Consider the following 26079-nt stretch of genomic DNA (forward strand, 5'->3'; position numbering starts at 1 on the left):
GACTGCGAACACAAGACCTTGCCTGTGCCTTTGTCTTCAGGCGGCAAGGTCAGGATCGTTGGAGGTTGCGATCAGAAGTCGTACCGTACCTTCGCCGAGAACACATCGGCATTGAAGCCCGACTTGCCCACGTAGTCGTAATTGAGCCCAAGGGTCACCGCACCCAGCTTGTAGTCGGCTCCAATGCCCGCCTCGTAGCTGTTGCGCACGGCACTCGCGCCGCGGGTCACGAATGGCGTGTTGCCAAGCAGGAAGGTCGAGGTGCTGTTGGTCTGGTCGGCGGCAAAGTCGTGGTAGCCCATCAGCTTGAACTGCGGCTCCAGGGTCCCGACGCCAATGGCATAGTTGCCCGCCACCCGCACACCTGCGCCGAGTTCGAGCGCTTCGTAGCGTTCATCTTCGACCTTGAGCGCGGCGGACGAGCCTTTCTCGCGATAGCCATCGATGTCGACACGGCTGTAGCGCGCGGCCACACGCGGCTCGACCAGCAGTCGCGGGTTGATGTGCCAGGTGTAGCCACCGACCAGGTTCACGGCCAGCTGGTCGCTGTCGTAATCGGCCTTGGCTCGGGTATCAGCGATCTCGCGCTTGCCTTCGTTGTCGCCCAGGCCGTAGGTCAGGCTGGCGTCGACGAAGTAGTTGCCCAGGGTGTAGGCGCTGTACAGGGTGAAGGCATGGCTCTCTACCGAAGTCTTGTTGCCACTGCTGCCGTTGACGTCGGTGTCCAGGAAGCTGTACGCCAGGCCCAGAGTGAGCTGGTCGTTGAGCTTGCCATCGGCACCGACGGCAATGCCGCGACTGTAGGCGTTGTAACCGGCCACGCCGTCACGGTTGTTCTGGGTGGCGTCGCTGTACAGCGATTGAATCCACACGCCGGCCTGGCTGAAGCCTTCGCCCGAAGAGGCGCCACGCAGGCTGCTGGCACGGCTGCTGATGGCGTTGCCGATCATGCGCTGGCTTCCGGTGGCCGCATGGCGGGCGCCGCCGTTGACTTCCGGGGTCAGCTGGCGGGCCAGTCTCGCGACCTGGGCCTGGTCGGCGGTGGCGGCGTAGGCCAGCAGCGGGTCGCCTTTGGGCAGTTGAGCCAGGAGGCCATTGTTGATGGCGTTACCGATAGCGCCCTGGGCATTGCCGTTGCCGCCGCCTTCCTTGACGATTTCGGTGATCTCGTCGACCGGCTTGGTCGTGACTTGCGCGTAGATCTTGTTGTCTTCCACCGCGCTGCTCTGCACGCGCAGCAGTGCCGAGGTGCTGGTGACCTGGATGCCGTTGGGGTCAAGGTCGGGGCCTGCGGTGTCCACCAGCTGTACCTGGCCGGCCTCGACCAGCAGGTAGCGCGATCCGGACGGCTGGAAGTCTTCTTCGTCGGCGTGCAGGGCGATGCGCGAGCCTTGTTCGAACTTGCTGGTGCCGCTGACCTTGAGTACCGCCACGCTCGGGTCGGTTTCGCTGGATAGCTCCAGGCCCAGCGCCGAGTTGCCGGCGATCGACAGGTTGCCGTCGATCACGGTGCGGGCCGCGGTCAGTGACAAGGTTGCACGGGTGTCGTCGCTCAGGTTGCCGACTTCGATCCAGCCACCAGGCTTGAGGCGGATGTCCGGGGTGCTGTGGGGCAGGTAGTGGGCCTGGAACTCGCTGTCACCTTCGACCTCGATGTTGCTCAGCCCGTCCAGCATGCCGGTGATCTGGCTGCCCTCGCGCAGGATGAGTTCGACCGGCCGATTGCTGTGGCTGGCGTCGATGGCCACCTGGGCCATGATGATGCCGCTGTTGAAGATGTTCAGGTCGCCGTGGTCACGGTACCAGGGTTGCTGGCCGGGGGCGTCGAACGCGACATCGCCGATGCGAATGCCGGTGCCGCTCAGGGCGTAGATCGAGCCACGGTTGTCGATGTGTCGCCCGAGGCTGGTGGTCAGGGTTGCACCGTCGAGCGCGATGGCCTGGCTATTGGTGTCGCTGGCGACGATATTGCCGTGGTTTTCGATGCTGTCCAGGCGGGTTGGCATGCCGGTGGCGCCGCCGCGCGAAGTGGCGTTGACGCTGATGGCATTGGGGCCGCTGCTTTCGATGGCGCCGCGGTTGATGATCTTGCCCTGCACGGTGGCACCGGCGAGGTTGAGAGTGATCGCGTTGTAGCCATAGGCGCGGATCTTGGCATTCTGGGCATTGACCACGTCGCCCTTGATCAGCGTCGATTGACCGGTGGCGCTGGCCAGGTTGATGCCGTAGGCCTCTCGTCGGTTGATGATGCCGATGCCGGTGCCGGCCTGGAGCGTGCCCTGGTTGATCAGGTTGCCATCGAGCGTGGTATTGCTGATTTTCAGCGCATTGCCATCGAGGCTGGTGCTCCTGACGAAGGCCTGGTTCACCAGGTCGCCGGTCACCTGGCTGTTGCGCAGGGTGAGGGCATCGCTGCGATTGACCATGTCCACGGAGGTGCGGTCGTTGTCGTTGATCGGGCTGTTGAAGGTCAAGCCGCCCTGTACGGTGGCGTCGTCGAGCACGACCGCACTGCGGGAAATATTGGTGAAGCTGCCGCCGAACTCGAGCCCATTCGCGTAGCTCTGGTGGCTTGAGGTGAAGCCGGCATCGGTAAGCTGGACGGTCTGGCCGTGGGCAGGCAGGGCGCAGGCGGCAATTGCCAGGGCCAGCAGGGTCTTGCGATAGGTCAGCGGGGACACGGTTTCTTCCTTGGAAAGCAATGGGGACAGTGCGCATCCATGCTGTGCCTGAAACCGTAACCAGTGGCCTCATGCCACATTTCTGCGCGGTCGCGAATGCTACGCGCAGTGATGGCAAAATAACACTGGTCTGTTGACGTCAATTTTTTGGATTGCCGCTTTTGCCGCTCTGCAATTGCCGCTCACCCGCCACCAGGCGGAAGCACTTTGCCGCTTTTCTGGCATTGCCGCTGCTCACTGATACAGCCGATGCCCGGTATTACTGGGGTTGCGCCTGTTGGCACAGGCCTTGCTATAGCTTGGCCAACGCAACGCTGGTCAACCTTCGAAGGTTCCCCGACATGAGCATCAGCTTCGACAAGGCCCTCGGCATCCATGAAAAGGCACTGGGCTTCCGCGCCCAGCGCGCCGAGGTGCTGGCCAACAACATCGCCAACGCCGACACGCCCAACTACAAGTCGCGTGACATGGATTTCTCCTCGGTGCTTGCCGCCGAGGCAGACAAACAAAGCAACGGGCGTATCTCGCTGACCCGCACCAACGGCCATCACATCGAGGCCGAAGGCCTGGCCATGGCCGACGACAGCCTCAAGTACCGCACGCCGATGCAGCCGTCGATCGATCAGAACACCGTCGATGCCCAGATCGAACAGTCGAACTATGCGCAGAACGCCATCGACTTCCAGGCCAGCTTCACCTTGCTCAACAGTAAATTCAAAGGGCTGGTATCGGCCCTGCGTGGAGAGTGACCATGTCCCTTGCCAGTGTCTTCAACATCGCCGGTAGCGGCATGAGCGCGCAGAACACGCGCCTTAACACCGTCGCCTCGAACATCGCCAACGCCGAGACCGTCTCCTCGAGCATCGATCAGACCTATCGCGCGCGCCACCCCGTGTTCGCCACCACCTTCGAACAGGCCCAGAACGGCGCCGGCCAGTCGCTGTTCGACGACCAGGGTCAAGCCGGCCAGGGTGTGCAGGTCAAGGGGATCATCGAGGACCAGAGCAATCTGGAGGCCCGCTACGAGCCCAATCATCCGGCGGCGAACAAGGACGGCTACGTCTACTACCCGAACGTCAACGTGGTCGAGGAAATGGCTGACATGATCTCCGCCAGCCGTGCGTTCCAGACCAACGCCGAACTGATGAACACCGCCAAGACCATGATGCAGAAGGTGCTGACCCTGGGTCAGTGATTGAGGAGCGCAACGCATGGCAGTCAATATCAATGATGTGCTCGCCAATTCTGGTGTTAGCAACGGCACCAAGAAGCCAACCAGCGAGCCGACCGACAAGAACGCGCTCGGCAAGGATGCCTTCCTGCAGTTGCTGGTCACCCAGATGCAGCACCAGAACCCGCTCGACCCGCAGGACAACGGTGAGTTCGTTGCCCAGCTGGCGCAGTTCAGCAGCCTGGAGGGTATCCAGACCCTCAACGAGTCGGTCAATGCCATTACCGGTTCGCTGGGTTCGTCTCAGGCACTGCAGGCGTCGTCGCTGGTCGGTCGCTCGGTGATCGTGCAGAACGACAAGGCGTTGGTCGATCCGACCAAGAGCTTCAATGGTCAGGTCGTGGTGCCGCAGAACATCGAGAGCGGCAAGGTCACGATCAAGGACAAGGATGGCAACGTCGTCAAGACCATCCAGTTGGGCGAACAGAAGAAGGGCACTGCCGACTTCATCTGGGATGGCACCAACGACAAGGGCGAGAAGGTTGCGGCGGGCAATTACACCTTTACCGCGACGACCACCGTCGATGGCAAGGCTCAGGAGATGTACACGCTGCTGCCAGCCACCGTCACCAGTGTCACCGTGGGCGGCACTGGCGGCGAGATGATGCTCAACCTGGCGGGTATCGGCAAGGTCGGCATCTCCAAAGTACAAACCATCGGAATCTAAGGCCGGCCTGTTCGGCAGAAGGAGCAAAGCATGTCTTTCAATATCGGCCTTAGCGGTCTCTACGCAGCCAACAAGCAACTCGACGTTACCGGCAACAACATCGCCAACGTCAATACCACAGGTTTCAAGTCGTCGCGTGCCGAGTTCGCCGACGTCTACGCCGGTGCCAACCGCCTGGGCGTGGGCCAGAACCAGGTCGGTAACGGTGTGCGCCTGGCGGCGGTGTCGCAGCAGTTCACCCAGGGTGACGTGAACAACACCGGCAACGTGCTGGACATGGGCATCCAGGGCCAGGGCTACTTCGTCCTCTCCGACAACGGCTCGCTGACCTACACCCGTGCCGGTGCCTTCCGCACCGACAAGGACAACAACGTGGTCACCTCCGATGGCCTGAACCTGCAAGGTTATGCCGCCGACAGCACCGGCAAGATCCAGAAGGGCATCCTCACCAACCTGAAGATCGATACCTCGGCGCTGGCCCCCAAGGCCACCACCCTGATCGACCAGGGCATCAACCTGAACTCCTCCGCCGACACCATCCCGCTGGAAGTGTCCAACGGCGCGACCCCGCCGGTGATGGTGCCGAACAAGCCGTTCGACCCGGCCGACCAGTCGACCTACACCAAGTCCTTCCCGACCAAGGTGTACGACAGCCAGGGTAACGAGCACACCATGGAGCAGTTCTACCGCAAGACCGGCACCAACGAGTGGACCATGTACACCCTGGTCGATGGTCGCAACCCGCTGAACCCGGGCAGCACCACGCCGCTGACCGGCACCATGACCTTCAACTCCGACGGCAGCATCAAGGCCATGACCACCGACAACACCACGGTGCCGGCGGCCAACTGGAGCGTGACCAACAACACCTTCAGCCTCAAGGGCTGGATCCCGGCCGCGAAGGATGCCGCAGGCAACTGGGCGGCCAACGGTTCGGACGGCAATGCCGACGGCATGCGCCTGGCCATGAACAGCACCACCTCGTACAACACCGAGACCGCGCGCATGTCGCAGAACCAGGACGGCTATGCCACTGGCATCCTGTCGAGCCTGTCGATCGACTCCACCGGGGTGATGTTCGCAAGCTTCAGCAACCAGCAGTCTCGCGCCATCGGCCAGGTTGCGATTGCCAGCTTCGCCAACGACCAGGGCCTGCAGCAGATTGGCGGTACTCGTTGGAAGGAAACCTTCTCCTCGGGTATTCCGGGCATTGATGCGCCGAAGACCGGCACCCTCGGTTCGGTCGAGTCCAACTCGCTGGAAGCGTCCAACGTCAACCTGACCCAGGAGCTGGTCGAGCTGATCAAGGCGCAGAGCAACTACCAGGCCAACGCCAAGACCATCTCCACCGAGAGCACCATCATGCAGACCATCATCCAGATGACCTGATGGTCGCTGGCTGAGCGTGTCTGGACGAACCCCTTTCCCGTGAAGGGGTTCGTCGTTTTTGCAGGAGGGATCATGAAAAAGTTGGCTGTCGCGCTGCTTGCGGCGCTGTGTCTGCTCCAGGCCCAGGCCGGTACCGCGCCGTGGTGGCGTTGGGAAAGTCAGGTGGATGGGCGACTGGTGTGTTCGCAGTGGTCGCCGGGGGAGGGCTGGAAGCGATTTGCCGGGCCTTACAACAATGGCGGGTGTCGCGACTAGCAACACTGCTATTGCTGAACTTTGGCACCCCCTTGCCGCCAGCGGCAAAGCAGCGCCGGATAACCGACGTTGCACCCTCGATGAAATTCGCTAAAGGCCCGTATTCACGGGCTTTTTCTTGCCTTGGAGAAAGTTGGTTCGGAACTTGCTTTACAGCCTGCACAGCAACGGTGAGCGGCAATCGATCGCCAGTGCAGCGGAGGATGACTGTGGACAAGATGCTTTACGTGGCCATGACCGGCGCCGCCCAGAATGCGGTGGCACAGAAGGCCCACGCCAACAACCTGGCGAACGTTTCCACCACTGGTTTTCAGCGTGACCTGGAGCAGGCGCGCTCGATGCCGGTGTTCGGCGACAGCTTTCCGGCGCGTGCCTTCGCCATGAGCGAGCGGCCTGCCACCGACTTTACCGCAGGCCCGATGATCGAGACTGGTCGCGAGCTGGACGTGGCGGTCAGTGGCAATGGCTTCATCGCCGTGCAGGCCCCGGATGGCAGCGAAGCCTACGTACGCACCGGCAGCCTGAACATCGACGCCCTCGGCGTGTTGCGCGCCGGCAATGGCATGCCGGTGATCGGCAACGGTGGCCCGATCGCCATTCCGCCCGAGCAGAAGGTCGAGGTCGGTGACGATGGCACCATCAGCATCCGCGCCATGGGCGAAGACCCGCGCGTCATGGCCGAGGTCGATCGGATCAAGCTGGTCAACCCCGACATCAAGAGCATCAGCAAAGGCCTCGACGGCCTGATCCACACCAACAGCGGCCAGCCGGCCGATGCGGACGTCAATGTCCGCGTGGTGTCGGGCTTCCTCGAAGGCAGCAACGTCAATGCCGTCGAAGAGATGACCTCGGTGCTGGCCCTGTCTCGCCAGTTCGAGCTGCACGTCAAGATGATGAAAACAGCCGAGCAGGGCGACGAAGCCATGGCTCGGGTTTTGCAAATCAGCTAATCACTTTTGAACGAGTGCCGTAAAACAGGCGCACGAGGAGAACACTAAATGCTTCCGGCTCTCTGGGTCGCTAAAACCGGCCTGTCCGCACAGGACACCAACCTGACGGTCATCTCCAACAACCTGGCCAACGTCTCGACCACTGGTTTCAAGCGTGACCGTGCCGAGTTCCAGGACCTGTTGTACCAGACCAAGCGCCAGCCTGGTGCCCAGTCGACCCAGGACAGCGAGCTGCCTTCGGGCCTGCAGGTCGGTACCGGTGTGCGCATCGTCGGCACCCAGAAGAACTTCCAGACCGGCAGCCTGCAGACCACCGAAAACCCGCTGGATCTCGCGGTCAATGGTCGTGGTTTCTTCCAGGTCCTGCAGCCCGACGGCACTGTCTCCTACACCCGTGACGGCACCTTCCACCTGAACTCCGATGGCCAGGTCGTGACTGCCAACGGTTTCGCCCTGGAGCCTGCCATCGTCGTGCCACCGGAGGCGCAGACCTTCACCGTCGGCCAGGACGGCACCGTGTCGATCACCACCACCGGCAACCCGGCCGCGCAGATCATCGGCAACATCCAGACCGCGGACTTCATCAACCCGGCCGGCCTGCAGGCGATTGGCAACAACCTGTTCTTCGAGACCGCTGCCAGCGGTGCGCCGCAGGTCGGTACCCCGGGCCTGAACGGTTTCGGCACCACCCTGCAGCAGACCCTGGAAAACTCCAACGTCAGCACCGTCGAAGAGCTGGTGAACATGATCACCACCCAGCGCGCCTACGAGATGAACTCCAAGGTCATCTCCACCGCCGACCAGATGTTGTCGTTCGTCACCCAGCAACTGTAAGTCCTGGCTCTAGCTACCCGGCCGCTGTTGCAGCGCCTGTTACACCGTGAGGTAAGCGTCATGAATCGTCTGTTGTCCGTCGTCGCCCTGGGAGGGGCTGTGTTGCTGGCCGGTTGCGTTGCGCCGACGGCAAAGCCCAACGACCCGTACTACGCGCCTGTACTGCCGCGTACACCTTTGCCGTCGGCGGCCAACAACGGTTCGATCTACCAGGCCGGGTTCGAGCAGAACATGTATGGCGATCGCAAGGCGTTTCGTGTCGGTGACATCATCACCATCACCCTCAACGAGCGTACCTCGGCGAGCAAGAACGCCGGTTCCCAGATCCAGAAGGACAGCAACGCCAATATCGGCCTGACCTCGCTGTTCGGCACCACCCCCAACACCAACAACCCGTTCGGCGGCGGCGACCTGTCGCTCAACGCGGGGTACAAGGGCGAGCGTGCCACCAAGGGTGCCAGCCAGGCCAGCCAGGGCAACACCTTGACCGGCTCGATCACCGTGACGGTGGCCGATGTACTGCCCAACGGCATCATCGCCGTGCGCGGCGAGAAGTGGATGACCCTCAACACCGGCGAAGAGCTGGTGCGTATCGCTGGTCTGATCCGCGCCGATGATATCGCCACCGACAACACCGTGCCGTCCACGCGAGTGGCCGACGCGCGCATTACCTATTCGGGCACCGGCTCCTTCGCCGATGCCAGCCAGCCCGGGTGGCTGGACCGCTTCTTCATGAGCCCGCTTTGGCCCTTCTGAGTACGGATGACCATGTTCAACGCCAGGCAGTTGATTGCCGCGACCTTGCTCCTGTCCTTCGCGTTCGGTGCCCACGCCGAGCGCCTGAAGGATATCGCCAGCATTTCCGGCGTGCGCGCCAACCAGTTGATCGGCTACGGCCTGGTGGTCGGGCTCAACGGCACCGGTGACCAGACCACCCAGACCCCGTTCACCCTGCAGACCTTCAACAACATGCTGTCGCAGTTCGGCATCAAGGTACCGCCAGGTTCGGGCAACGTGCAGTTGAAGAACGTCGCTGCAGTGTCGGTGCACGCCGACCTGCCGGCCTTCGCCAAGCCCGGCCAGGTGATCGACATCACCGTGTCCTCGATCGGCAACTCCAAGAGCCTGCGTGGCGGCAGCCTGCTGATGACCCCGCTCAAGGGGATCGATGGCAACGTCTACGCCATTGCCCAGGGCAACCTGGTGGTCGGTGGTTTCGATGCCGAAGGTCGCGATGGCTCGAAGATCACCGTCAACGTGCCGTCGGCCGGTCGCATCCCTGGCGGCGCTTCGGTCGAGCGAGCGGTGCCGAGCGGCTTCAACCAGGGCAACAGCCTGACCCTGAACCTCAACCGTCCTGATTTCACCACCGCCAAGCGCATCGTCGACAAGGTCAACGAACTGCTCGGCCCGGGCGTTGCCCAGGCGCTGGACGGCGGTTCGGTGCGCGTCACCGCGCCCATGGACCCGAGCCAGCGGGTCGACTACCTGTCGATCCTCGAGAACCTGGAGATCGATCCGGGCCAGGCCGTGGCCAAGGTCATCATCAACTCGCGTACCGGCACCATCGTCATCGGCCAGAACGTCAAGGTATCGCCGGCCGCCGTCACCCACGGCAGCCTGACCGTGACCATCACCGAAGACCCGATCGTCAGTCAGCCGGGGCCGTTCTCCAACGGTCAGACTGCCGTGGTGCCACGGTCGCGGGTCAATGCGCAACAGGAAGCCAAGCCGATGTTCAAGTTCGGCCCGGGGACCACGCTGGATGAAATCGTCCGTGCGGTGAACCAGGTCGGCGCGGCACCGGGCGACCTGATGGCGATCCTCGAAGCCCTGAAACAGGCCGGCGCCTTGCAGGCCGACCTGATCGTGATCTGAGGACGCTGGCGATGAATCCGAAGAGCCTGGTTTCAAGTTCCGCCGACAGCGGCGCCTACACCGACCTCAACCGTCTGAGCTCGCTCAAGCACGGGGACCGTGACAGCGATGCCAACATCCGCAAGGTGGCCCAGGAGTTCGAGTCGCTGTTCATCGGCGAAATGCTCAAGGCCTCGCGCAAGGCCGGCGATGTGCTGGCTGCCGACGATCCGATGAATACCGAGACGGTCAAGCAGTACCGCGACATGTACGACCAGCAGTTGGCCGTGAGCATGTCCCGTGAAGGCGGCGGTATCGGCCTGCAGGACGTACTGGTGCGTCAGCTGTCGAAGAACAAGGGTGTGCGCCCGAACACCAGTCCGTTCCCGCGTATCGACGGCAATGCGCCGGCGCTGTGGGGCACGAAAGTGGTCGCACCTGCCCACGCCACCGAATCGACGTCCACCCGCAACGACGTTGCGGCGCTCAATGCGCGGCGTCTGGCGCTGCCGGGCAAGCTCACCGACCGTCTGCTCGCCGGCATCGTGCCGTCGGCGGGCAATCCTGCGGCGACCAACACCGCGGCGTTGCCGGGCCGTGGCGACATCCCGCCCGGTGGCGTGGCCACCGGTGACTGGGAGCCGGCCCAGGCCTTCGCCGCGCCAGGGCGTGGCATGCAGATTCTCGGGCGCGCGGTGGCCCAGCCGCCGCTGGCGCCGAAGAAAGCCTTCGCCGACAGCGACGAGTTCGTCGCCACCATGCTGCCGATGGCCGAGCAGGCCGCCAAGCGCATCGGTATCGACCCGCGTTACCTGGTGGCCCAGGCCGCCCTGGAAACCGGCTGGGGCAAATCGGTCATGCGCAACACCGATGGCAGCAGCAGCCACAACCTGTTCGGCATCAAGGCCACCGGCAATTGGCAGGGCGGCGAGGCGAGGGCGATCACCAGCGAGTTCCGCAACGGTCAGTTCGTCAAGGAGACGGCCGCGTTCCGTTCCTACGACTCTTATCAGGACAGTTTCCACGACCTGGTCAGCCTGCTGCAGAACAACGCGCGCTATCAAGATGCGGTGAAGGCGGCCGATAACCCAGAACAGTTTGTGCGAGAGCTGCAGAAGGCCGGGTATGCCACCGACCCGAACTACGCCAGCAAGATCTCGCAGATCGCAAGACAGATGAAGTCGGACACGAGCTACGCAATGCTCGGGACCACCACGCAACTTTAAGGGCAGCGAATCATGGCGAGCTTGATCAATATTGGCATGTCGGGGCTGGGTGCCGCGCAGTCGGGGATGTACACCCTGGGTAACAACATCGCCAACGCCGATGTGGACAGTTACTCGCGCCAGCAGAACGTGCAGAAGACCAAAGGCTCGCAGCAGAACGGCAACGTCTTCATCGGCAGCGGCACCACGCTGGCCGACGTGCGCCGGGTGTACAACTCGTTCCTCGAGAACCAGCTGCGCACCACCACCTCGCTGTCCAGCGATGCCAACTCGTACCTGAACCAGATCAATCCGCTCGACACTGCCCTGTCGAGCGCTGACACCGGTATCACGGCTGCCCTGAAAAGCTTCTTCACCGCCATGCAGGACGCTGCGGCCAAGCCCAACGAAGATGCCTCTCGCCAGTTGCTGCTGACCAGCGCGCAATCGCTGGCCAAGCGTTTCAACACCCTGTCCACGCAACTCAATCAGCAGAACAGCAACATCAACGCCAACATGGCGTCGATCGCCGATCAGGTGAACAAGCTCACCTCGACCATCGCCCAGTACAACGACCAGATCTCGCGCGTGTCGGCGATCCAGGGCCAGCCGAACGATCTGCTCGACCAGCGTGACGGCGCCGTGCGCGAACTGAACAAGCTGATCGGCAGCCAGGTGGTAGAGCGCGAAGGCAACTACGACATTTACCTGCCCAACGGCCAGGCATTGGTGCTGGGCAAGACCACCCAGACCCTCGAGGTCGCGCCAAACCGCAACGATCCGACGCGCATGAGCCTGATGATCAACCGCGGCAGCACCAAGATGGACATCACCGACACCACCACCGGTGGCGAGCTCGGTGGCCTGCTGCGCTACCGCAAGGACACCCTGGACCCTGCGCTCAACGAGCTGGGCCGGGTGGCACTGGTGGTGTCCGATGCGATCAACAGCCAGCTCGGCCAGGGCGTCGACAAGAATGGTGAATTCGGCGCGCTGCTGTTCGGCGACATCAACAGCGCCAAGGCCATCAGCGAGCGCAGTATCGCCCGCCAGGGCAACAGTGCAGGCTCCGGCAACCTCGATGTGACCATCAAGGACACCGGTAAGCTCGGCACCAGCGACTACCAGGTGACCTTCACCAGTGCCACCGGCTACAACGTGCGCAAGCTGCCCGAAGGCACCGACATGGGCAACTTCGACCTTAACGACAACCCACCGAAAGTGATTGATGGCTTCAGCCTCTCGCTCAATGGTGGCGCCGTTGCCGCTGGTGACAGCTTCAAGATCACCCCGACCCGCAACGCCGCAGCCGGTATCGAGTCGGTGCTCACCGATCCCAAGCGCCTGGCGCTGTCCGCGCCGTTGGGTGCAGTGAGCGGCTCGGGCAACAAGGGCACCGGGCAGATCACCCAGCCGAACCTGACCTCCAAGCTGGACATCTACAACGCCACCGATCGTACTCAGTTGCAGACCGGCCTGAAGTATTCGACCCCGGTCAAGCTGGTGTTCGGCGACGACTCCGCGTCCCCCCAGGGCTACACCCTGTACGACGCCAAGGGCAACTCCATCGGCACCGGCACCATCGTGCCCGGCCAGAGCAACAAGCTGCAGCTCTCGGTGCCGATGGTCGATGGCGCCGGTAACCCGATCATGGACGGCGCCACCCAGCGCTCGTTCACCTTCGAGATGGACGTCGCGGGCGCGCCGAAGAACGGTGACAGTTTCACCGTCTCGCTGACCGGCGCAGGCTCGTCCGATAACCGCAACGCCAAGTCGGTGATCGACCTGCAGACCAAGTCCACCGTGGAAGTCGGCGCCGACGGCAAGGGCATCAGCATGACCGATGCCTACGCCAAGCTCGTGTCCAACGTCGGCGGCAAGGCCGGCCAGGCAAGCATGGACTCCGACGCCACCAATGCCCTGCAGAAGTCGGCGCTCGATGGGCGCAACGCTGTCTCTGGGGTGTCGATCGACGAAGAGACCGGCAACCTCATCAAGTTCCAGCAGTACTACACCGCGTCGTCGCAAATCATCAAGGCGGCCCAGGAAACCTTCGCCACCTTGATCAACAGCCTTTAAGGAGCCGTAGACCGTGCGCATTTCCACTTCGCAGTTCTACAACACCAGCAGCGCCAACTATCAGCGCGGCTTTTCCAACGTGGTGAAAACCCAGCAGGAATCCAGCGACGGCATCCGCGTGCGTACTGCAGCCGACGATCCGGTAGGCGCCTCGCGCCTGCTGCAGCTCGAGCAGCAACAGAACATGCTCGACCAGTACAAGAGCAACATCACCAATGTGCGCAACTCGCTGAGCACTTCCGAAAGCACCCTCGATGCCATCGGCAAGGTGCTGCAGCGCGTCAACGAGCTGGCGATCAGCTCGGGCAACGCCGGTTTCACCGACGCCGACCGCAAGGCCAACGCCGACGAGCTGGGTTCGCTGGAAGAGCAGTTGTTCTCTCTGATGAACAGCAAGGACGAGAACGGCAAGTACCTGTTCTCCGGTTCCAAGGGCGACACCCCGCCCTACGTGCGCAACGCCGACGGCACCTACAGCTACCAGGGCGACCAGGGCCAGCTGAAACTGCAGGTGGGCGACATGCTCAGCCTGGCGGCCAACGAGACCGGTTTCGATGCCTTCGAGCAGGCACTCAACACCAGCCGCAGCCAGACTACCCTTACCGCACCGGCGGTCGATGATGGCCGAGTCAGCCTGTCCAACGGCCAGGTGTCCGGCAGCGCGACGTTCAACGACCGCTTCCGCAGTGGCGAGCCGTACCGCGTCGAGTTCCTCAGCAGCACTCAGTACCGAATCCTCGATTCGGGCAACAACGACGTGACTCTGGAAGCCTCACAGGGCGGGACCTATAACCCGAATGCCGAGAATGGCACGATCTCCTTCCGCGGTGTCGACCTGCGCCTGAAGATCACCCTGCAGCCGGGCGACAACCCGGATGCCGCGATTGCCGGCCACACCTTCAACCTGAGCTCCAAGCCCGACGCCATCGCTGGCTCGCGCAGCCCGGGCAACACGTCCGGCACTCAGGTCAACAACGCCACCATCAGCAACCAGGCGCAGTACAACGCCTCGTTCCCAGGTGGCGGCGCGGTGCTCAAGTTCACCAGCGCTACCGACTTCGAGCTGTATGCAGCGCCGCTCACCGACAACAGCCGGCCGATCTCCACCGGCACCCTGGCGGGCAACACTGCCACGGCCTCGGGCGTGAGCTTCCAGTTGTCCGGTGCACCCAATGCTGGTGACTCGTTCGCGATCAAGGTCGACACCCACCAGAATCAGAACATGCTCAACACCATTGGCCAACTGCGCACCGCGTTGAGCGTGCCGATGGACAGCGACCCCAAGGCGCGCCAGAACTTCCTCGCCTCGCTGGACTCGGCAATCGGCAACATCGCCAGTGCCACCAACCAGGTGAGCTCGTCGATCAGCGCCATCGGTGGTCGCGGCGCGGCATTGGATGTCCAGGCCGAAACCAACGAAGCGCTGGGCAACGAGAACGCCAAGACCCAGAGCTCGATCCGCGAAAGCGACCCGGCCACGGTGATGCTGCGCCTGCAGATGCAGACCAACATGCTCCAGGCCTCGCTGCAGTCCTACGCCAAGATCGCCGGCCTGTCGCTGGTCAACTACATCTGAACCCAGATGCGGGTGATCGCGGGGTGATCGTCCCACGAGCCTGCCTCGCCACCCGCCGGTCAGCGCCGGACCGGGTGGCAGCCGGTCCCGCGGTTCAATCGCTTGAGTGAGTCCTAGTGAACGCACATCCCCTCGTCAGCATCGCCATCCCCGCGTTCAATCCCGAGTTCTTTCGCGCCACGCTGGCCAGCGCCATCGGCCAGGATTACCCGAACCTGGAGATCGTGGTCTGCGACGACAGTCGCGGTGACCAGATCGCGGCGATCTGCGAAGAGCTGCGTGTCGGTTGCACGGTGCCCTTGCGTCATGTGCGCAACCCCGAGCGCCTGGGTTTTGCCCGCAACCTGCAGCGCTGCCTGGAGGAATCGTCGGGCGAGCTGATCAAGTTTCTCTGTGACGACGACGTGCTGTTCGGCACCTGCATCAGCCAACAGGCCAGGGTGCTCAGCGATCACGCCAAGGTCAGCATGGTCATCTGCCAGCGCCTGCTGTGTGCAGCCGACGATGTGCTGCTGCCGGCGCGTTGGCTGAACTTCGTCATTTCCCTGAACAGTGCCGTGATCAATGGCACCGACCTGCTCGAAAGCGTCGCCGATGGCGTGCCCAATCTGTTTGGCGGGATCAGCCACGCGCTGCTGCGCCGTGACGAGGTGCAGGCCTACCTGCCGGCGCTGGTCGGGGAGGGGCAGGGCTTCGCCGCACGCCTGGACCTCGCGCTGTACGCCTGCCTGCTGCGTCGTGGTCACCTGTGTAGCCTGGACCAGGTGCTGAGCCTTGAGCGCGTGCACGCGGGGCGCCTGAGCCACCAGGGCAGCATGGTCGAAGCTGCCAGGACCGAATCCGAATGGCTGCTGCAGATGCTCGCCGAGTCCACTGGCGAGCCAGCGCCGGCCGATGGCTGGGTGCGCACCCTGCCGCTGGCCGAATACACCGGGGCGGCCGATCAGGTCTGGGAGGAAATGGACCTGCGCCGCTTCTTCTCCGGTCAGATGGCCAACCTTGGCCAGCAGATCGGTACAGACAGCATCAGCTTCGACGAGCTGTATGCCGAATGGCTGGCGTCGCGCCAGTTGTCTGCGGGCCAGGTCAGCCTGCTGCCCAAACGCATCGAGCAGTGGCCCCGCCAGCCGCGCATCGCGGTGGCGGTGCTGGCCGAGGCGGGCGACGAGAAGGCCTTGCGCATCACTTTGCAGAGCCTGCAGGGGCAGTCCTATCCCGCCCGCAGTACCTTGGTGCTGGGCCCGGCGGCGCTGGCTGCCCAGGTACAGGGCGATGCCCGGCACTTGCACAGCCAGGGTGATCACTTTGCCGAACTTGGCCAGTGGCTGGCCACCGCCCAGGACATCGACTGGCTGTTGTTGCTGCGCGCCGGTGACCGCGCGCACCCTCATGCACTGGTGATCATGGCCGAGCGCATGGCCTTGCGTGGCGATAGCCTGTGCCTGTACATCGACGAAGGCGCCAACGACAACCTGGCGCCGTCGTGTCCGATCTTCAAACCCGACTTCAACCTCGACCTGATGCGCAGCCTGCCCTATGTCGGTCGGCTGCTTGCCTTCGATGCCAAGGCGCTGCGCGAACTTGGCGGCTTCGATTCCAGCTTCGCCACGCTCGCTCCCCACGACCTGCTCTGGCGCATGGTCGAGGCCCACGGCCTGCAGGTGGTCGAGCACATCGCCGAAGTGCTGGTGCAGTGTCACCACAGCTACGCCGACTGGCTCAACGATGCGCAGGCGCATGTGCAGGCCCCGCGTGTGCTGCAAGCACATTTCGAGCGCCTGGGCGTGCAGGCGCGGGTTTCGGGTATCGAAGGCAGCATGATGACGCGGGTCACCTACCTGCACCCCCAAGCCGCCAGTGTCTCGATCCTCATCCACGCCGCGGGCGAGCTGGCGGTGCTGATGCGCTGCGTGGAATCGCTGTTCGCCCATACCGCCTACGCCGATTTCGAAGTGTTGCTGGTGGCCAGCAGCGAGACATCCTCGGAGGTGCGCGACTGGCTGGGCGGCCTGCAGGGGTTGGGCAGTGACCAATTGCGCGTTTGCCAGGCGGATGCCACCGGGCGGGCGCAGAGCCTCAACGAGGCCAGCCGTCAGGCGCGCGGTGAATACCTGCTGCTGCTCGATGCCACTTGCGTGCTGTTCGACGGCCGATGGCTGCAGGAATTGATGCATCTGGGGCAGCGCCCGGAAGTCGGCCTGGTTGGCCCCAAGCTGTTCGACAACAATGGTTCGGTGCTCTCGGCCGGCCTGGTGATGGGCATGAATGGCACTGCCGGCACGCCGTTCCTGAGCTGTGCGGTGAATGCCGACGGCTACATGAACCGCCTGAGCCTGGTGCAGAACTGGAGCGCCCTGGGCCTTGACTGCCTGCTGGTGCGCGCAGCGTTGTTCGCCGAGCTGGGTGGGTTGGATACCGCGGCGTTCGAGGTATCGCTGTTCGATGCCGATTTGTGCCTGCGGGCGCGCGAAGTGGGCTACCTGTCGGTGTGGACGCCGTTCTCGCGGGTCGCCCAGGTGCCGGTGCCCGCTCAGGAACAGCCCGCACCGCAAAGCCTGCTGGCCGATCAGGAGCGGCTGTATGAGCGCTGGCTGGCATGGGTTGCTTTCGATCCTGCCTACAATCGCAACCTCAGCCTGAAGCTGCCGAACTTCAACTTCGAGCCGGGCCTGCGCGGTGGTTGGGATCCGTTCATTGCGCGCGCCATGCCGTCGGTGATGGGGCTGCCCAGCAGCACCTCCGCCATCGGCCACTATCGTGTATCGCAGCCGTTCGCCGAGCTGGAAAAGGCCGGCTGGATCCAGGGCCGCATCGACTACAGCGCACCGAGCCTGATCGAGCTGGAGCGGGAAAAACCTGATGTGGTGATCCTGCAGTGCCGCTACACCCCGGCCAGCCTGCGCGATATCGCTCGCTTCAAGCGCTTCTCCAACACCCGGCGCATCTACGAGCTGGACGACTACATCATCGATCCGCCGAAGAAGAACGATCACGCCCGCAACCTGCCGCGCAACATGCGCGAGCTGGTCAGCGAAGCCATCGGCCTGTGCGATCGCGTGGTGGTCTCTACCGAACCGCTGGCCGATGCCCTGTCGAGCATGCACAGCGACATCCGCGTGGTCCCCAACATGCTCGCCGCCTCTTTGTGGACGGGCCTGCGCAGTGAGCGTCAGACCAGTGCGCGGCCGCGTGTAGGCTGGGCGGGCGGCACCAGCCACCGCGGTGACCTGGAACTGCTGCTGGAGGTGGTGCGCACGCTGGCCGACGAAGTCGACTGGGTGTTCTTCGGCATGTGCCCCGAGATGCTGCTGCCTTACGTGAAGGAGTTTCACCCGGCCATTTCGTTCGGTGACTACCCGCGCAAGCTGGCCAGCCTCAACCTTGACCTGGCCCTGGCACCGTTGGAGCAGAACCTGTTCAACGACTGCAAGAGCAACCTGCGGCTGCTCGAATATGGCGCCTGCGGCTTCCCGGTCATCTGCACCGACACCAAGGCTTATGCCGGCTACCTGCCGTGCACCCGCGTGGCAGACAACACCACGGCGCAGTGGCTGGAAGCGATCCGCATGCACCTCGACGACCCGGCTGCCAGCTATCGCCAGGGCGATGCTCTGCGCGAGGCGGTACTGAGCGACTACGTCCTCACCGAACATCATCTGCAGCACTGGGCCAACGCCTGGCTGGCTGACTGAAATCCAGGCGCCGGGCCCAGGCCTTGCGCAGAACCGAACACTTGAACAGGTGCCTTATGATCGATACCGCAACCGGCTCGCACACCGACGTGACCGTTGTCCTGCTTGGGCATGACCAGGCGGATCACCGCGCCCGCGCACTCCACTACTACGCCGGTCAAGGCGTTGCGTGCCTGGCGCTGGAGCCGGCAGGCCAACTCGGCGAACTGCTCGAGCGGGTGAAAACGCCTTTCGTCTGTCTGGCGCTGGATGCCGACTTCGTTCTCGCCGATGCGCTGGGCAAGGCTGCTGCCTCTCTGGCTGCACAGCCCCAGTTGAAGGGTGTACAGGGGCATGCCCTGGCCTATGCGGCGGGCAACTGCAAGCTCAGCTACCACAAGCTGGGTGCATTCGCCGCGCCCGAGGCCGCAGAGGACGCTCTGGCGCGCGTGCGCCGTTATGGTCACAGCGGGCAACAGGCTTGGCGCGCGGTGCTGCGTGTCGCTACCCTGCAGACCGCGCTGGCAGGCCTGCCGCAAGCGCTGGATGCCGCGGGCTGGCGTGTGGCGCTGGGCTACGCGATCCTGCTGCAAGGCGAGATCGGCAGCCTCGAGCAGACCGATGTGGTCTGCGAACTGCTGAGCAACGACCTGGGCGCAGCCGCCCGCGAAGAGCGCCTGACCCAGACCGTGCGCAGCCTGCGCCAGTGGGATGAAGCGGCGGGTGTGTGTGCCGGCGAAGAAGGTTTCGTGGTGCTCAACCGCTTCGTGCGCAGCAGCTACGATCAGGGCGAGACGCCGCTGCTGTTCAGCTCCGACTGGGCCAGCGTGATCGACGACCCTGAACAGACCTTCGAGCCGCGCCAGTATGTCGAGCTGCCGTACTACAACGGCAGGCTGTTCCAGCGTCTGAGCGAAATAGAGTTTCTCTGCCATGCCTGGCCGACTGGCGAGCGTCATCTGCATGCGCTCGAAGGCGCCTGGGTGCGCCAGCACGACCTGCTGCAAGTGCATCCGAACGACACCAACGACAGCCTGCAGCAGCGCTACCTGCAAGCGCTGGGCCTGGGCCTGTTCAACCAGGACGTATGTCAGCGCCTGGTGCCGCTGCTGACCGGCGCCAAAGACACCCACCATGTTCGCGAAATGCAGGATTGGCTGGTGCGCCTGCGCAGCGTTCCGGCACCTGATGCCCGCGCATTGCTCGAGACGACGCCGTCCGGCAAGGTGTTGGCCGCCATTGCTGCCGCGACCCCGGCTGAAGCCGACCGTGCTCGCGCGCAGCGCTTCCTGGCGCGCCACCCGGCTGCGCAGATCGCCTTCGTGGTGCTGGACCTGGAAAACGACGACCAGGCGCTGCAGGCCATCTTCGACAGCCTGCTGGCCAGCGGCCTGCGCAACTTCAAGCTGGTGGTGCTCAAGGGCGGCAAGCCCCCGGCTATCACCACCGCGCGCGATACCCTGCACTTCATCCAGGTCAACGAAGGCAACTGGGCGACCCACCTGAACCAGGTGGTGAAACAGCTTTCCAGCGAGTGGCTGCTGCTGCTCGATGCTGGCGACGTGCTGCTGGCCGGTGGCCTGTTGCGCCTGGCTGTCGAGCTGGCCCAGGCGCCGGGCTGCCAGGCGATCGCTGCCGATGAAGTGCAGCGCGACAGCGAAGGCCGTCTGCTTGACGTGACCCGTCCGGGCAGTGACCTGGACCTGCTGCGCAGCCAACCAGGCCTGATGTCGCGGCACTGGCTGGTGCGTCGCCAGGCCGTGGTCGATCTGGGTGGCTACAGCGAGTCCTATCGTCATGCGCTGGAGTACGACCTGTTGCTGCGTCTGGTCCAGCAGCAGGGTGTCGGCTGTCTCGCGCACATGGACGACTACCTGGTCATCGGTCAGCAGCCCGAGCAGGCATTGACCGACGAAGCGGCCAAGGTCCTCAACCGCCACCTGACCGAGCTGGGCTACCGCGCCCAGATCAGCGACCAGGGCAGTGCAGGCCTGACCATCGATTTCCGTCATACCGCCACGCCGCTGGTCAGCATCCTGCTGGCGGGCGAGGGCGATACCGCGCAACTGCAGGTGTCGCTGACCGGGATCTTCCAGCGCACCCGTTATCCGCGCTTCGAAGTGGTGGTGGCCTTGCCGGGGCACGACAGCGCAGGGCAGGCGGCGATTGCCCAGACCTTTGGCACACGCGTGCGGCTGATTGCCGGTGAGGCGCATGCCTCGCGCGAGCAACTGCTGGCGCTGGCCGCCGGGCAGGCGCGTGGCGATTACCTGGTGCTGCTGTCCGAGCGCTGCCACGTAATCACTCCGGCCTGGATCGAGTCGCTGCTCAACGAGGCCCAGCGCCCTGAGGTGGGGATCGTCGGGGCCAGCTTGTGGGGGCGCGGCGAGGTCCTGCTGCATGCTGGCTACGAGCTGCTCGACGGCGGCCAGGTCAATGCACCGTGGGCCGGTGCCTCGGCGGCACGCAGCGCCGCGGCGCGCTGGCCGCTGTCGGTCCGTGATTGCCCGGCGGTATCCGGCGATTGCCTGATGATCGGCCGCGAGACCTTCGAGCAGTGCGGTGGCCTGCCGACAACGGGTGCGGCGGACCTGGCCCTGTGCCTGGCGGTACGCAGCAACGGTCTGATGGTAGTGTGGACGCCGCGTGCCAGGCTGATGGGCAACGAGCTGGTGGTGCCTGCCGGGCAAGCTGTGCAGGCGCTGGCCGAGCAATGGCCCGGCGCGTTCCAGGGGGTTGCGCGGCTCGACGGTCAGAGCGCCGCGGGTGCGCCGCAGTGGCTGGCACAGCTGGGGTGACTGGCGCGCTAATTGCAAAAAAGCCGGGTTAAGCCCGGCTTTTTCATGCCCGCTGGCAAATTATTGACAGGCCGCCACCGTGATGGTCAGCGGCCTGTCCTGATCCTGGAGTTCGCCCCCCAATGTCGACCGCTGCGCAGCTGGATGCTCTTTCGCTCGAACAGGCGCTGACGCGCCTGCGCCTGATGTTCACCAAGCCGGGGCATCCCTACTACCTGCTGGCGCCTGCCTACCGCGATACCTCCTCCGGTATCGTTTCGATGCACTACCTCTGCCACATGCTCAACCTCAATGGCCGCGAGGCATACATCTACGGCACCGATGTGGTCAATCCAGACCTGAAGACGCCGCTGTTCGACCCGGCCGTCGCCCGCCGCCACCTGGCCGAGGGCAAGGTGCCGATCGCGGTCTATCCCGAAGTGGTCAGCGGCAACCCGCTGGAGTGCCCGGTGGTGGCGCGCTACATGCTCAACTTCGAGAGCTTCATCAGCGGCAAGAGCATGAATGCGGCGGCGACCGACTTGATCTTCTACTACGCCGAACGCCTTGCCGAGGCCCGTGGCGATGTCAACGTCGACCTGCTGTGCCTGCCCACCATTGACATCGAATTGTTCGCCGCCGGCGCTGCCGATTGTGCTCGCGAGGGCGCCTACCTCTACCAGAACCGCCACCCGCTGGAGATGATCGACTACGACCAGTTGCCTGCCGGCATTCGCCTGCTCAGCGTGGCCAATGCCCTGAGCCTGGTGGAGTTGGCCGAGGTGCTGCGCCATGCCGAGGTGCTGTACACCTACGAATGGTCGATGACCTGCGTGATCGCGGTGCTGTGTGGTTGCCCCGTGCTGTTCATGCCGGGGCATGGCGTGGATCAGCAGGTGCTCGAGAACAGCTTCTTCGGTTGCGTCGGCTTTGCCATGGCCGACCAGCCGCACGCCCTCGAACAGGCCCGGGCCACCGTTGGCGATGGCCTGCAGCGTTATGTGCAACGTACCGCATCGTTCTGGCAGCAGCTGGACACCTTCATCGCCAAGACCCAGGACGCAGCCGTGCGTGAAGCCGCGGGCAACCGGCACGGTATGCTCGACTGGCTGCGGCAGCGCTATCCGCTGCCCGCCCAGGTACAGCGCCTGCAGCAGGCGTTGTCCGGGCCACAGGCGCCCAAGCTTGCCGTGCTGGTGCGTGATCATGGTGACCGCCAGGCACTGCTGCATACCCTGGAGAGTCTTGACCGTGGCCTGTATCGACAGTTGCAGGTGCATGTGCTGGGTGAGTGCGACCCGCAGCGTGTCGGTGTGCAATGGCATGCCTGCGATCCACGTGAGCCGGTGGCGACGATCAACACGGTGCTGAGCGATAGCGCAAGTGACTGGTGCCTGCTGGTCGAGGCTGGCGAGACCTTCGTCGCCAGCGGGCTGCTGGCGCTGGCGGTGCGTTTGCTCGATGCGGCCGATGACTGCCAGGCGGTGTACGCCGACGAAGGGCTGCGCCGCGAGGGAGGGGAAATCGAGCTGGCGCTGCGTCCGGACCTTAACCTCGACCTGCTGCTGGCCATGCCGGGCAGCCTGTCGCGGCACTGGATCTATCGGCGCGAGGCGCTGGCGGCAGGGTTCGCCAGCGACTGCGGGCGAGCCTTCGAACTTGGCCTTCAGTTGAGTTTGTTGCTTGAGCGCGGGTTGGGCAGTGTCATGCATGTCGCCGAGCCTCTGTTGATCGGCAATGGCGAGCCGCTGGCGGCCTGTGCCGACGAACAGATGGTCATCGAGCATCACCTGCGCCTGCGCGGCTATGAACGGGCGCAGGTCTTGGCCCTTGACGACGTGCCGGGCGGTTATCGCATCGACTACGGCCATGCGCATGTCGCGTCCGTGAGCATCATGGTGCCGTTGCGCGGGCAACTGGTCGACTTCCAGCGCTGCCTGGAAACCCTGCTCACGCACACCGCCCATGAGCAGTTCGAGGTGTTGCTGATCGAGGCGGGCAGTGAAGACCCGGCACTGCTCGAATGGCTGGATATGGTGGGGCAGATCGGCGATGGGCGCTTCCAGGTGCTGCGCTACATGCCAGGCCAGCCATGGGCTGCGTTGTGCAACGCGGCTGCGCAGGAGGCGCGGGGTGATTATCTGGTCTGGCTCGACGGCCGCGCCGCGGTGCTCGATGGCAACTGGTTAGCGGCGCTGCTCAATCATGCCCAGCGCCCCGAAGTCGGTGCCGTCGGTGGCAAGTTGCTGGTTGGTGACGGCACGGTACGCCAGGCCGGCTTGCTGCTCGGGATCGACGGCTCTGTGGGACCGGCGTTCGCCGGCCTGCCTGCGCAGTCTGCGGGCTACATGGCGCGCGTGGGGCTGGAGCAGAACTTCGCTGCTGTTGGTGGCGAGTGCCTGATGCTGCGGCGCGAACTGTTCCACGAGGCAGGCGGCTTCGATGCCAGCGAGTTGCTGGCGCCCTGGGCCGATGTCGACCTGTGCCTGAAGCTGCATCAGGCCGGCTATCTGAATGTCTGGACGCCGCATGCGCGCTTGCTGCTGGATGCGCCACGCGATGCGCTGGCCAACGAAGAGCAGCACGACGCGTTATATGCACGCTGGTTGCCGCGTCTGGCACATGACCCGGCCTACAACGGCAATTTCTCGCTGCGTGCCGGGCAAGGTTTCGTGCTGCAAAGCAATGATCTGAGCTGGCGACCGCTGCTCGGCAAGGTGCCGCGGGTGTTGGCTTGCATTGCCGAGCAGGATGAGCAGGCTCTGTCGCGTCTGATCCATCCGCTGGGTGCGATGTGCGAAAACGCGTTGCTCGACGGTGCCGCGACCGTCGGGCTGTTGTCTGCGGTGGAGCTGGAGCGTTTTGCCCCGACCAGCGTGATCCTGCAGCGACCGCTGGATGATGCAGGGCTGCTGACCCTGCGTCGGCTGAGTGCATTCTCCCGGGCGCTGAAAGTGGTGGTGCTCGACAGTTATCCCGCGCTTGCACAGTTCGAGTCCAGCGAGGATCTGCTGCAGCGCCTGCAGGCGGCGTTGATGCACGCTGACCGGGTACTGGTGTCGACCCCCGTGCTGGCCGAGCGGCTGCAGGGGCTGCACCACGATATCCGGGTGTTGGAGAGCGCCTTGCCGGTCGGCTGGGGCCGCCTGAAGGGCGAGCGACGCGCAGGAGACTTGCCACGTCTTGGCTGGATCGCCGGCAAGGACGACGAGATGCTCGAACAGGTAGTGCCGGCCTTGTCGGATGAAGTCGAGTGGGTGGTGCTGGGTGAGTGTCCCGGTAGCTTGAAGCCGTTCGTCAGCGAGTCGCACCCAGCGGTCGAGCCAGGGCGTCTCGGCGAGGCCCTGGCGGCGTTGAATCTCGATCTGGCTCTGGTGCCCATGGCCGACTCGATGGAAAACGCCTGCTCTGGCGACATGCGCGTGTTGCAGCACGCGGCCTGTGGTCATCCGGTGATCTGCAGTCGAGTGCCGGGCTTTGCCGCAGGCGATGCCTTGCCGCTGTCGCGTGCGGGCAACCAGCCCGACGAGTGGCTGCAGGCGATCCGTCTGCACTTGTCCGACCGCGACGCGTCGGCGGCATTGGGTGATGCGTTGCAGGCGGCGGTGCGTGGGCAGTGGATGCTCGAAGGGACGCGACTGGAGAGCTGGCGCCGCGCCTGGTTACCCGATTGAGGGGGGGCCGCAGTGAGGATGTGACGCTGCGGTGTCCATTCGACAAAAAACGCGTGACTTGAGAGTCACTTCGCGCATCTTCACTGTATATTGTCCAAACTAGGAGCCGCCGTCGCGCAGCCAAAACGTGGTCAGGAACAGGGGCGTCCCGTGTTTCCTGGCGTTTCGTCGTTGCGTACGCCGTGGGCTACTTCGCTGTTATTGAACGGGAAGCCACATGATTGGCATTAAAAGCATCGCCAGTTACCTGCCGACTCAAGGGGTAGACAACTACGCCCAGGGCGCAAAATTCGGCAAGGATCAGGATTTCATCTTCGGCAAGATCGGCTCCACGTTCTTGCCGCGCAAGGACAGCGAGCAGGAAACTTCCGACCTGTGTGTCGAGGCCGCGCGCAATCTGTTCGCCGCCAATCCTTCGCTCGACCCTGCCAGCATCGATGCGGTGATCGTCGTCACCCAGAATGGCGACGCCGAGGGCCTGCCGCACACCGCCGCCATCGTTCAGCACAAGCTGGGGCTTGCGACCCATGTTGCGGCGTTCGACGTTTCGCTCGGGTGCTCGGGCTATGTCTACGGCCTGTACGCGATGAAGGGCTTCATGGAAGCTGCGGGCCTGAAGAACGGCCTGCTGATCACCGCCGATCCGTACTCGAAGATCGTCGACCCTGAAGACCGCAACACCACCATGCTGTTCGGTGACGCCGCCACTGCGACCTGGATGGGCGAGGGCGCGGCCTGGCAACTGGGCAAGTCGCTGTTCGGTAGCGACGGTGCCGGTGCCGAGCACCTGCGCACCACCGATGGCAAGTTCTTCATGAACGGTCGTCAGGTCTACAACTTCGCCCTGGTCAAGGTACCGGCGCACCTGAACCAGTTGCTCGAGGCCAGCCAGCTCAAGGCTGACGACATCGACCTGTATTGCCTGCATCAGGGCAGCGCGGCCATCGTCGATGCGGTGTCGGCGCGCTTCGATGAGGGCGCGCACAAGGGCAAGTTCGTCAAGGACATGGTCGAGACCGGCAATACCGTTTCCTCCAGCATTCCGTTGCTGCTGGAGAAGCATGTGCTGGGTTCGACCCACAAGCGTGTTGCTCTCAGTGGCTTTGGCGTCGGCTTGTCGTGGGGTTCGGCGATCATCGAACGCACTGATTGAGTGTTGTCGCGGTATCTGCAAAAGCGCCCCACCCGGATACGGTGAGCGGGGTTGCAATTTTTAAGTGGTTTTTTGGATTT

17 protein-coding genes are annotated in these 26079 nt (G+C 64.0%); 16 read left to right on the top strand and 1 reads right to left on the bottom strand.

Features of this window, described 5'->3' with window-relative positions:
• Window positions 1–71: 71 nt before the first annotated feature.
• Window positions 72–2681 carry an autotransporter family protein gene (locus tag IAE40_RS23145; protein WP_200603929.1) on the bottom strand — a complete coding sequence of 870 codons (2610 nt, stop codon included), beginning with the start codon at window positions 2679–2681 and terminating at the stop codon, window positions 72–74.
• A 341-nt stretch (window positions 2682–3022) separates the two neighbouring features.
• Here IAE40_RS23145 and flgB point away from each other — a divergent pair, with 341 nt between their 5' ends.
• The 16 genes from flgB to IAE40_RS23225 all read left to right on the top strand — a co-directional run bounded on the left by flgB (window position 3023) and on the right by IAE40_RS23225 (window position 25999).
• A complete protein-coding gene (flgB, locus tag IAE40_RS23150; protein WP_054891906.1) occupies window positions 3023–3430 on the top strand; it encodes a flagellar basal body rod protein FlgB in 408 nt (135 codons plus the stop codon).
• A gap of 2 nt (window positions 3431–3432) precedes the next feature.
• Entirely contained in the window at window positions 3433–3876 is a 444-nt protein-coding gene (flgC, locus tag IAE40_RS23155; protein WP_054891905.1) for a flagellar basal body rod protein FlgC, read from the top strand.
• A gap of 16 nt (window positions 3877–3892) precedes the next feature.
• Window positions 3893–4579, top strand: coding sequence for a flagellar hook assembly protein FlgD (flgD, locus tag IAE40_RS23160; RefSeq protein ID WP_063545697.1), 687 nt, complete (start codon window positions 3893–3895; stop codon window positions 4577–4579).
• Between the two features lie 30 nt (window positions 4580–4609).
• Window positions 4610–5968 carry a flagellar hook protein FlgE gene (gene flgE / locus IAE40_RS23165; protein ID WP_063545696.1) on the top strand — a complete coding sequence of 453 codons (1359 nt, stop codon included), beginning with the start codon at window positions 4610–4612 and terminating at the stop codon, window positions 5966–5968.
• 72 nt (window positions 5969–6040) lie between these two features.
• Window positions 6041–6223: a hypothetical protein gene (locus tag IAE40_RS23170; protein ID WP_054891902.1), complete on the top strand. Its 183-nt coding sequence runs from the start codon at window positions 6041–6043 to the stop codon at window positions 6221–6223.
• 209 nt (window positions 6224–6432) lie between these two features.
• Window positions 6433–7173 (top strand): flagellar basal body rod protein FlgF, encoded by a 741-nt coding sequence (locus IAE40_RS23175; protein ID WP_054891901.1) that lies wholly within the window; start codon window positions 6433–6435, stop codon window positions 7171–7173.
• Window positions 7174–7221: 48 nt separating this feature from the next.
• Window positions 7222–8007, top strand: coding sequence for a flagellar basal-body rod protein FlgG (gene flgG / locus IAE40_RS23180; RefSeq protein ID WP_063545695.1), 786 nt, complete (start codon window positions 7222–7224; stop codon window positions 8005–8007).
• Between the two features lie 60 nt (window positions 8008–8067).
• Window positions 8068–8763, top strand: a complete 696-nt coding sequence (flgH, locus tag IAE40_RS23185) for a flagellar basal body L-ring protein FlgH (protein ID WP_054891899.1) — start codon at window positions 8068–8070, stop codon at window positions 8761–8763.
• A 12-nt stretch (window positions 8764–8775) separates the two neighbouring features.
• Complete coding sequence (locus IAE40_RS23190; RefSeq protein WP_065862324.1) at window positions 8776–9885, top strand: flagellar basal body P-ring protein FlgI; 1110 nt, start codon at window positions 8776–8778, stop codon at window positions 9883–9885.
• Between the two features lie 11 nt (window positions 9886–9896).
• Window positions 9897–11090 carry a flagellar assembly peptidoglycan hydrolase FlgJ gene (gene flgJ, locus IAE40_RS23195; RefSeq protein WP_065862064.1) on the top strand — a complete coding sequence of 398 codons (1194 nt, stop codon included), beginning with the start codon at window positions 9897–9899 and terminating at the stop codon, window positions 11088–11090.
• A 12-nt stretch (window positions 11091–11102) separates the two neighbouring features.
• Complete coding sequence (gene flgK, locus IAE40_RS23200; protein ID WP_112898870.1) at window positions 11103–13148, top strand: flagellar hook-associated protein FlgK; 2046 nt, start codon at window positions 11103–11105, stop codon at window positions 13146–13148.
• A 13-nt stretch (window positions 13149–13161) separates the two neighbouring features.
• A complete protein-coding gene (locus IAE40_RS23205) occupies window positions 13162–14724 on the top strand; it encodes a flagellar hook-associated protein 3 (RefSeq protein WP_063545692.1) in 1563 nt (520 codons plus the stop codon).
• Window positions 14725–14840: 116 nt separating this feature from the next.
• Window positions 14841–18416, top strand: a complete 3576-nt coding sequence (locus IAE40_RS23210; RefSeq protein ID WP_200603930.1) for a glycosyltransferase — start codon at window positions 14841–14843, stop codon at window positions 18414–18416.
• A gap of 56 nt (window positions 18417–18472) precedes the next feature.
• Window positions 18473–21193 (top strand): glycosyl transferase, encoded by a 2721-nt coding sequence (locus IAE40_RS23215; RefSeq protein WP_200603931.1) that lies wholly within the window; start codon window positions 18473–18475, stop codon window positions 21191–21193.
• Window positions 21194–21315: 122 nt separating this feature from the next.
• Window positions 21316–24846, top strand: a complete 3531-nt coding sequence (locus IAE40_RS23220) for a glycosyltransferase (protein WP_200603932.1) — start codon at window positions 21316–21318, stop codon at window positions 24844–24846.
• 217 nt (window positions 24847–25063) lie between these two features.
• Window positions 25064–25999, top strand: a complete 936-nt coding sequence (locus IAE40_RS23225) for a ketoacyl-ACP synthase III (RefSeq protein ID WP_054891892.1) — start codon at window positions 25064–25066, stop codon at window positions 25997–25999.
• Window positions 26000–26079: the final 80 nt, after the last annotated feature.

Origin of the sequence: Pseudomonas sp. S44 (assembly GCF_016624805.1) — a bacterium.
GTDB classification, from domain to species: Bacteria; Pseudomonadota; Gammaproteobacteria; order Pseudomonadales; family Pseudomonadaceae; genus Aquipseudomonas; species Aquipseudomonas machongensis.

Coding starts and splice junctions, on each gene's coding strand:
- flgE (WP_063545696.1), top strand. CDS start 4,610: ATGTCTTTCAATATCGGCCTTAGCGGTCTCTACGCAGCCAACAAGCAA.
- flgC (WP_054891905.1), top strand. CDS start 3,433: ATGTCCCTTGCCAGTGTCTTCAACATCGCCGGTAGCGGCATGAGCGCG.
- flgH (WP_054891899.1), top strand. CDS start 8,068: ATGAATCGTCTGTTGTCCGTCGTCGCCCTGGGAGGGGCTGTGTTGCTG.
- IAE40_RS23170 (WP_054891902.1), top strand. CDS start 6,041: ATGAAAAAGTTGGCTGTCGCGCTGCTTGCGGCGCTGTGTCTGCTCCAG.
- flgB (WP_054891906.1), top strand. CDS start 3,023: ATGAGCATCAGCTTCGACAAGGCCCTCGGCATCCATGAAAAGGCACTG.
- flgK (WP_112898870.1), top strand. CDS start 11,103: ATGGCGAGCTTGATCAATATTGGCATGTCGGGGCTGGGTGCCGCGCAG.
- flgJ (WP_065862064.1), top strand. CDS start 9,897: ATGAATCCGAAGAGCCTGGTTTCAAGTTCCGCCGACAGCGGCGCCTAC.
- IAE40_RS23215 (WP_200603931.1), top strand. CDS start 18,473: ATGATCGATACCGCAACCGGCTCGCACACCGACGTGACCGTTGTCCTG.
- flgG (WP_063545695.1), top strand. CDS start 7,222: ATGCTTCCGGCTCTCTGGGTCGCTAAAACCGGCCTGTCCGCACAGGAC.
- IAE40_RS23225 (WP_054891892.1), top strand. CDS start 25,064: ATGATTGGCATTAAAAGCATCGCCAGTTACCTGCCGACTCAAGGGGTA.
- IAE40_RS23190 (WP_065862324.1), top strand. CDS start 8,776: ATGTTCAACGCCAGGCAGTTGATTGCCGCGACCTTGCTCCTGTCCTTC.
- flgD (WP_063545697.1), top strand. CDS start 3,893: ATGGCAGTCAATATCAATGATGTGCTCGCCAATTCTGGTGTTAGCAAC.
- IAE40_RS23220 (WP_200603932.1), top strand. CDS start 21,316: ATGTCGACCGCTGCGCAGCTGGATGCTCTTTCGCTCGAACAGGCGCTG.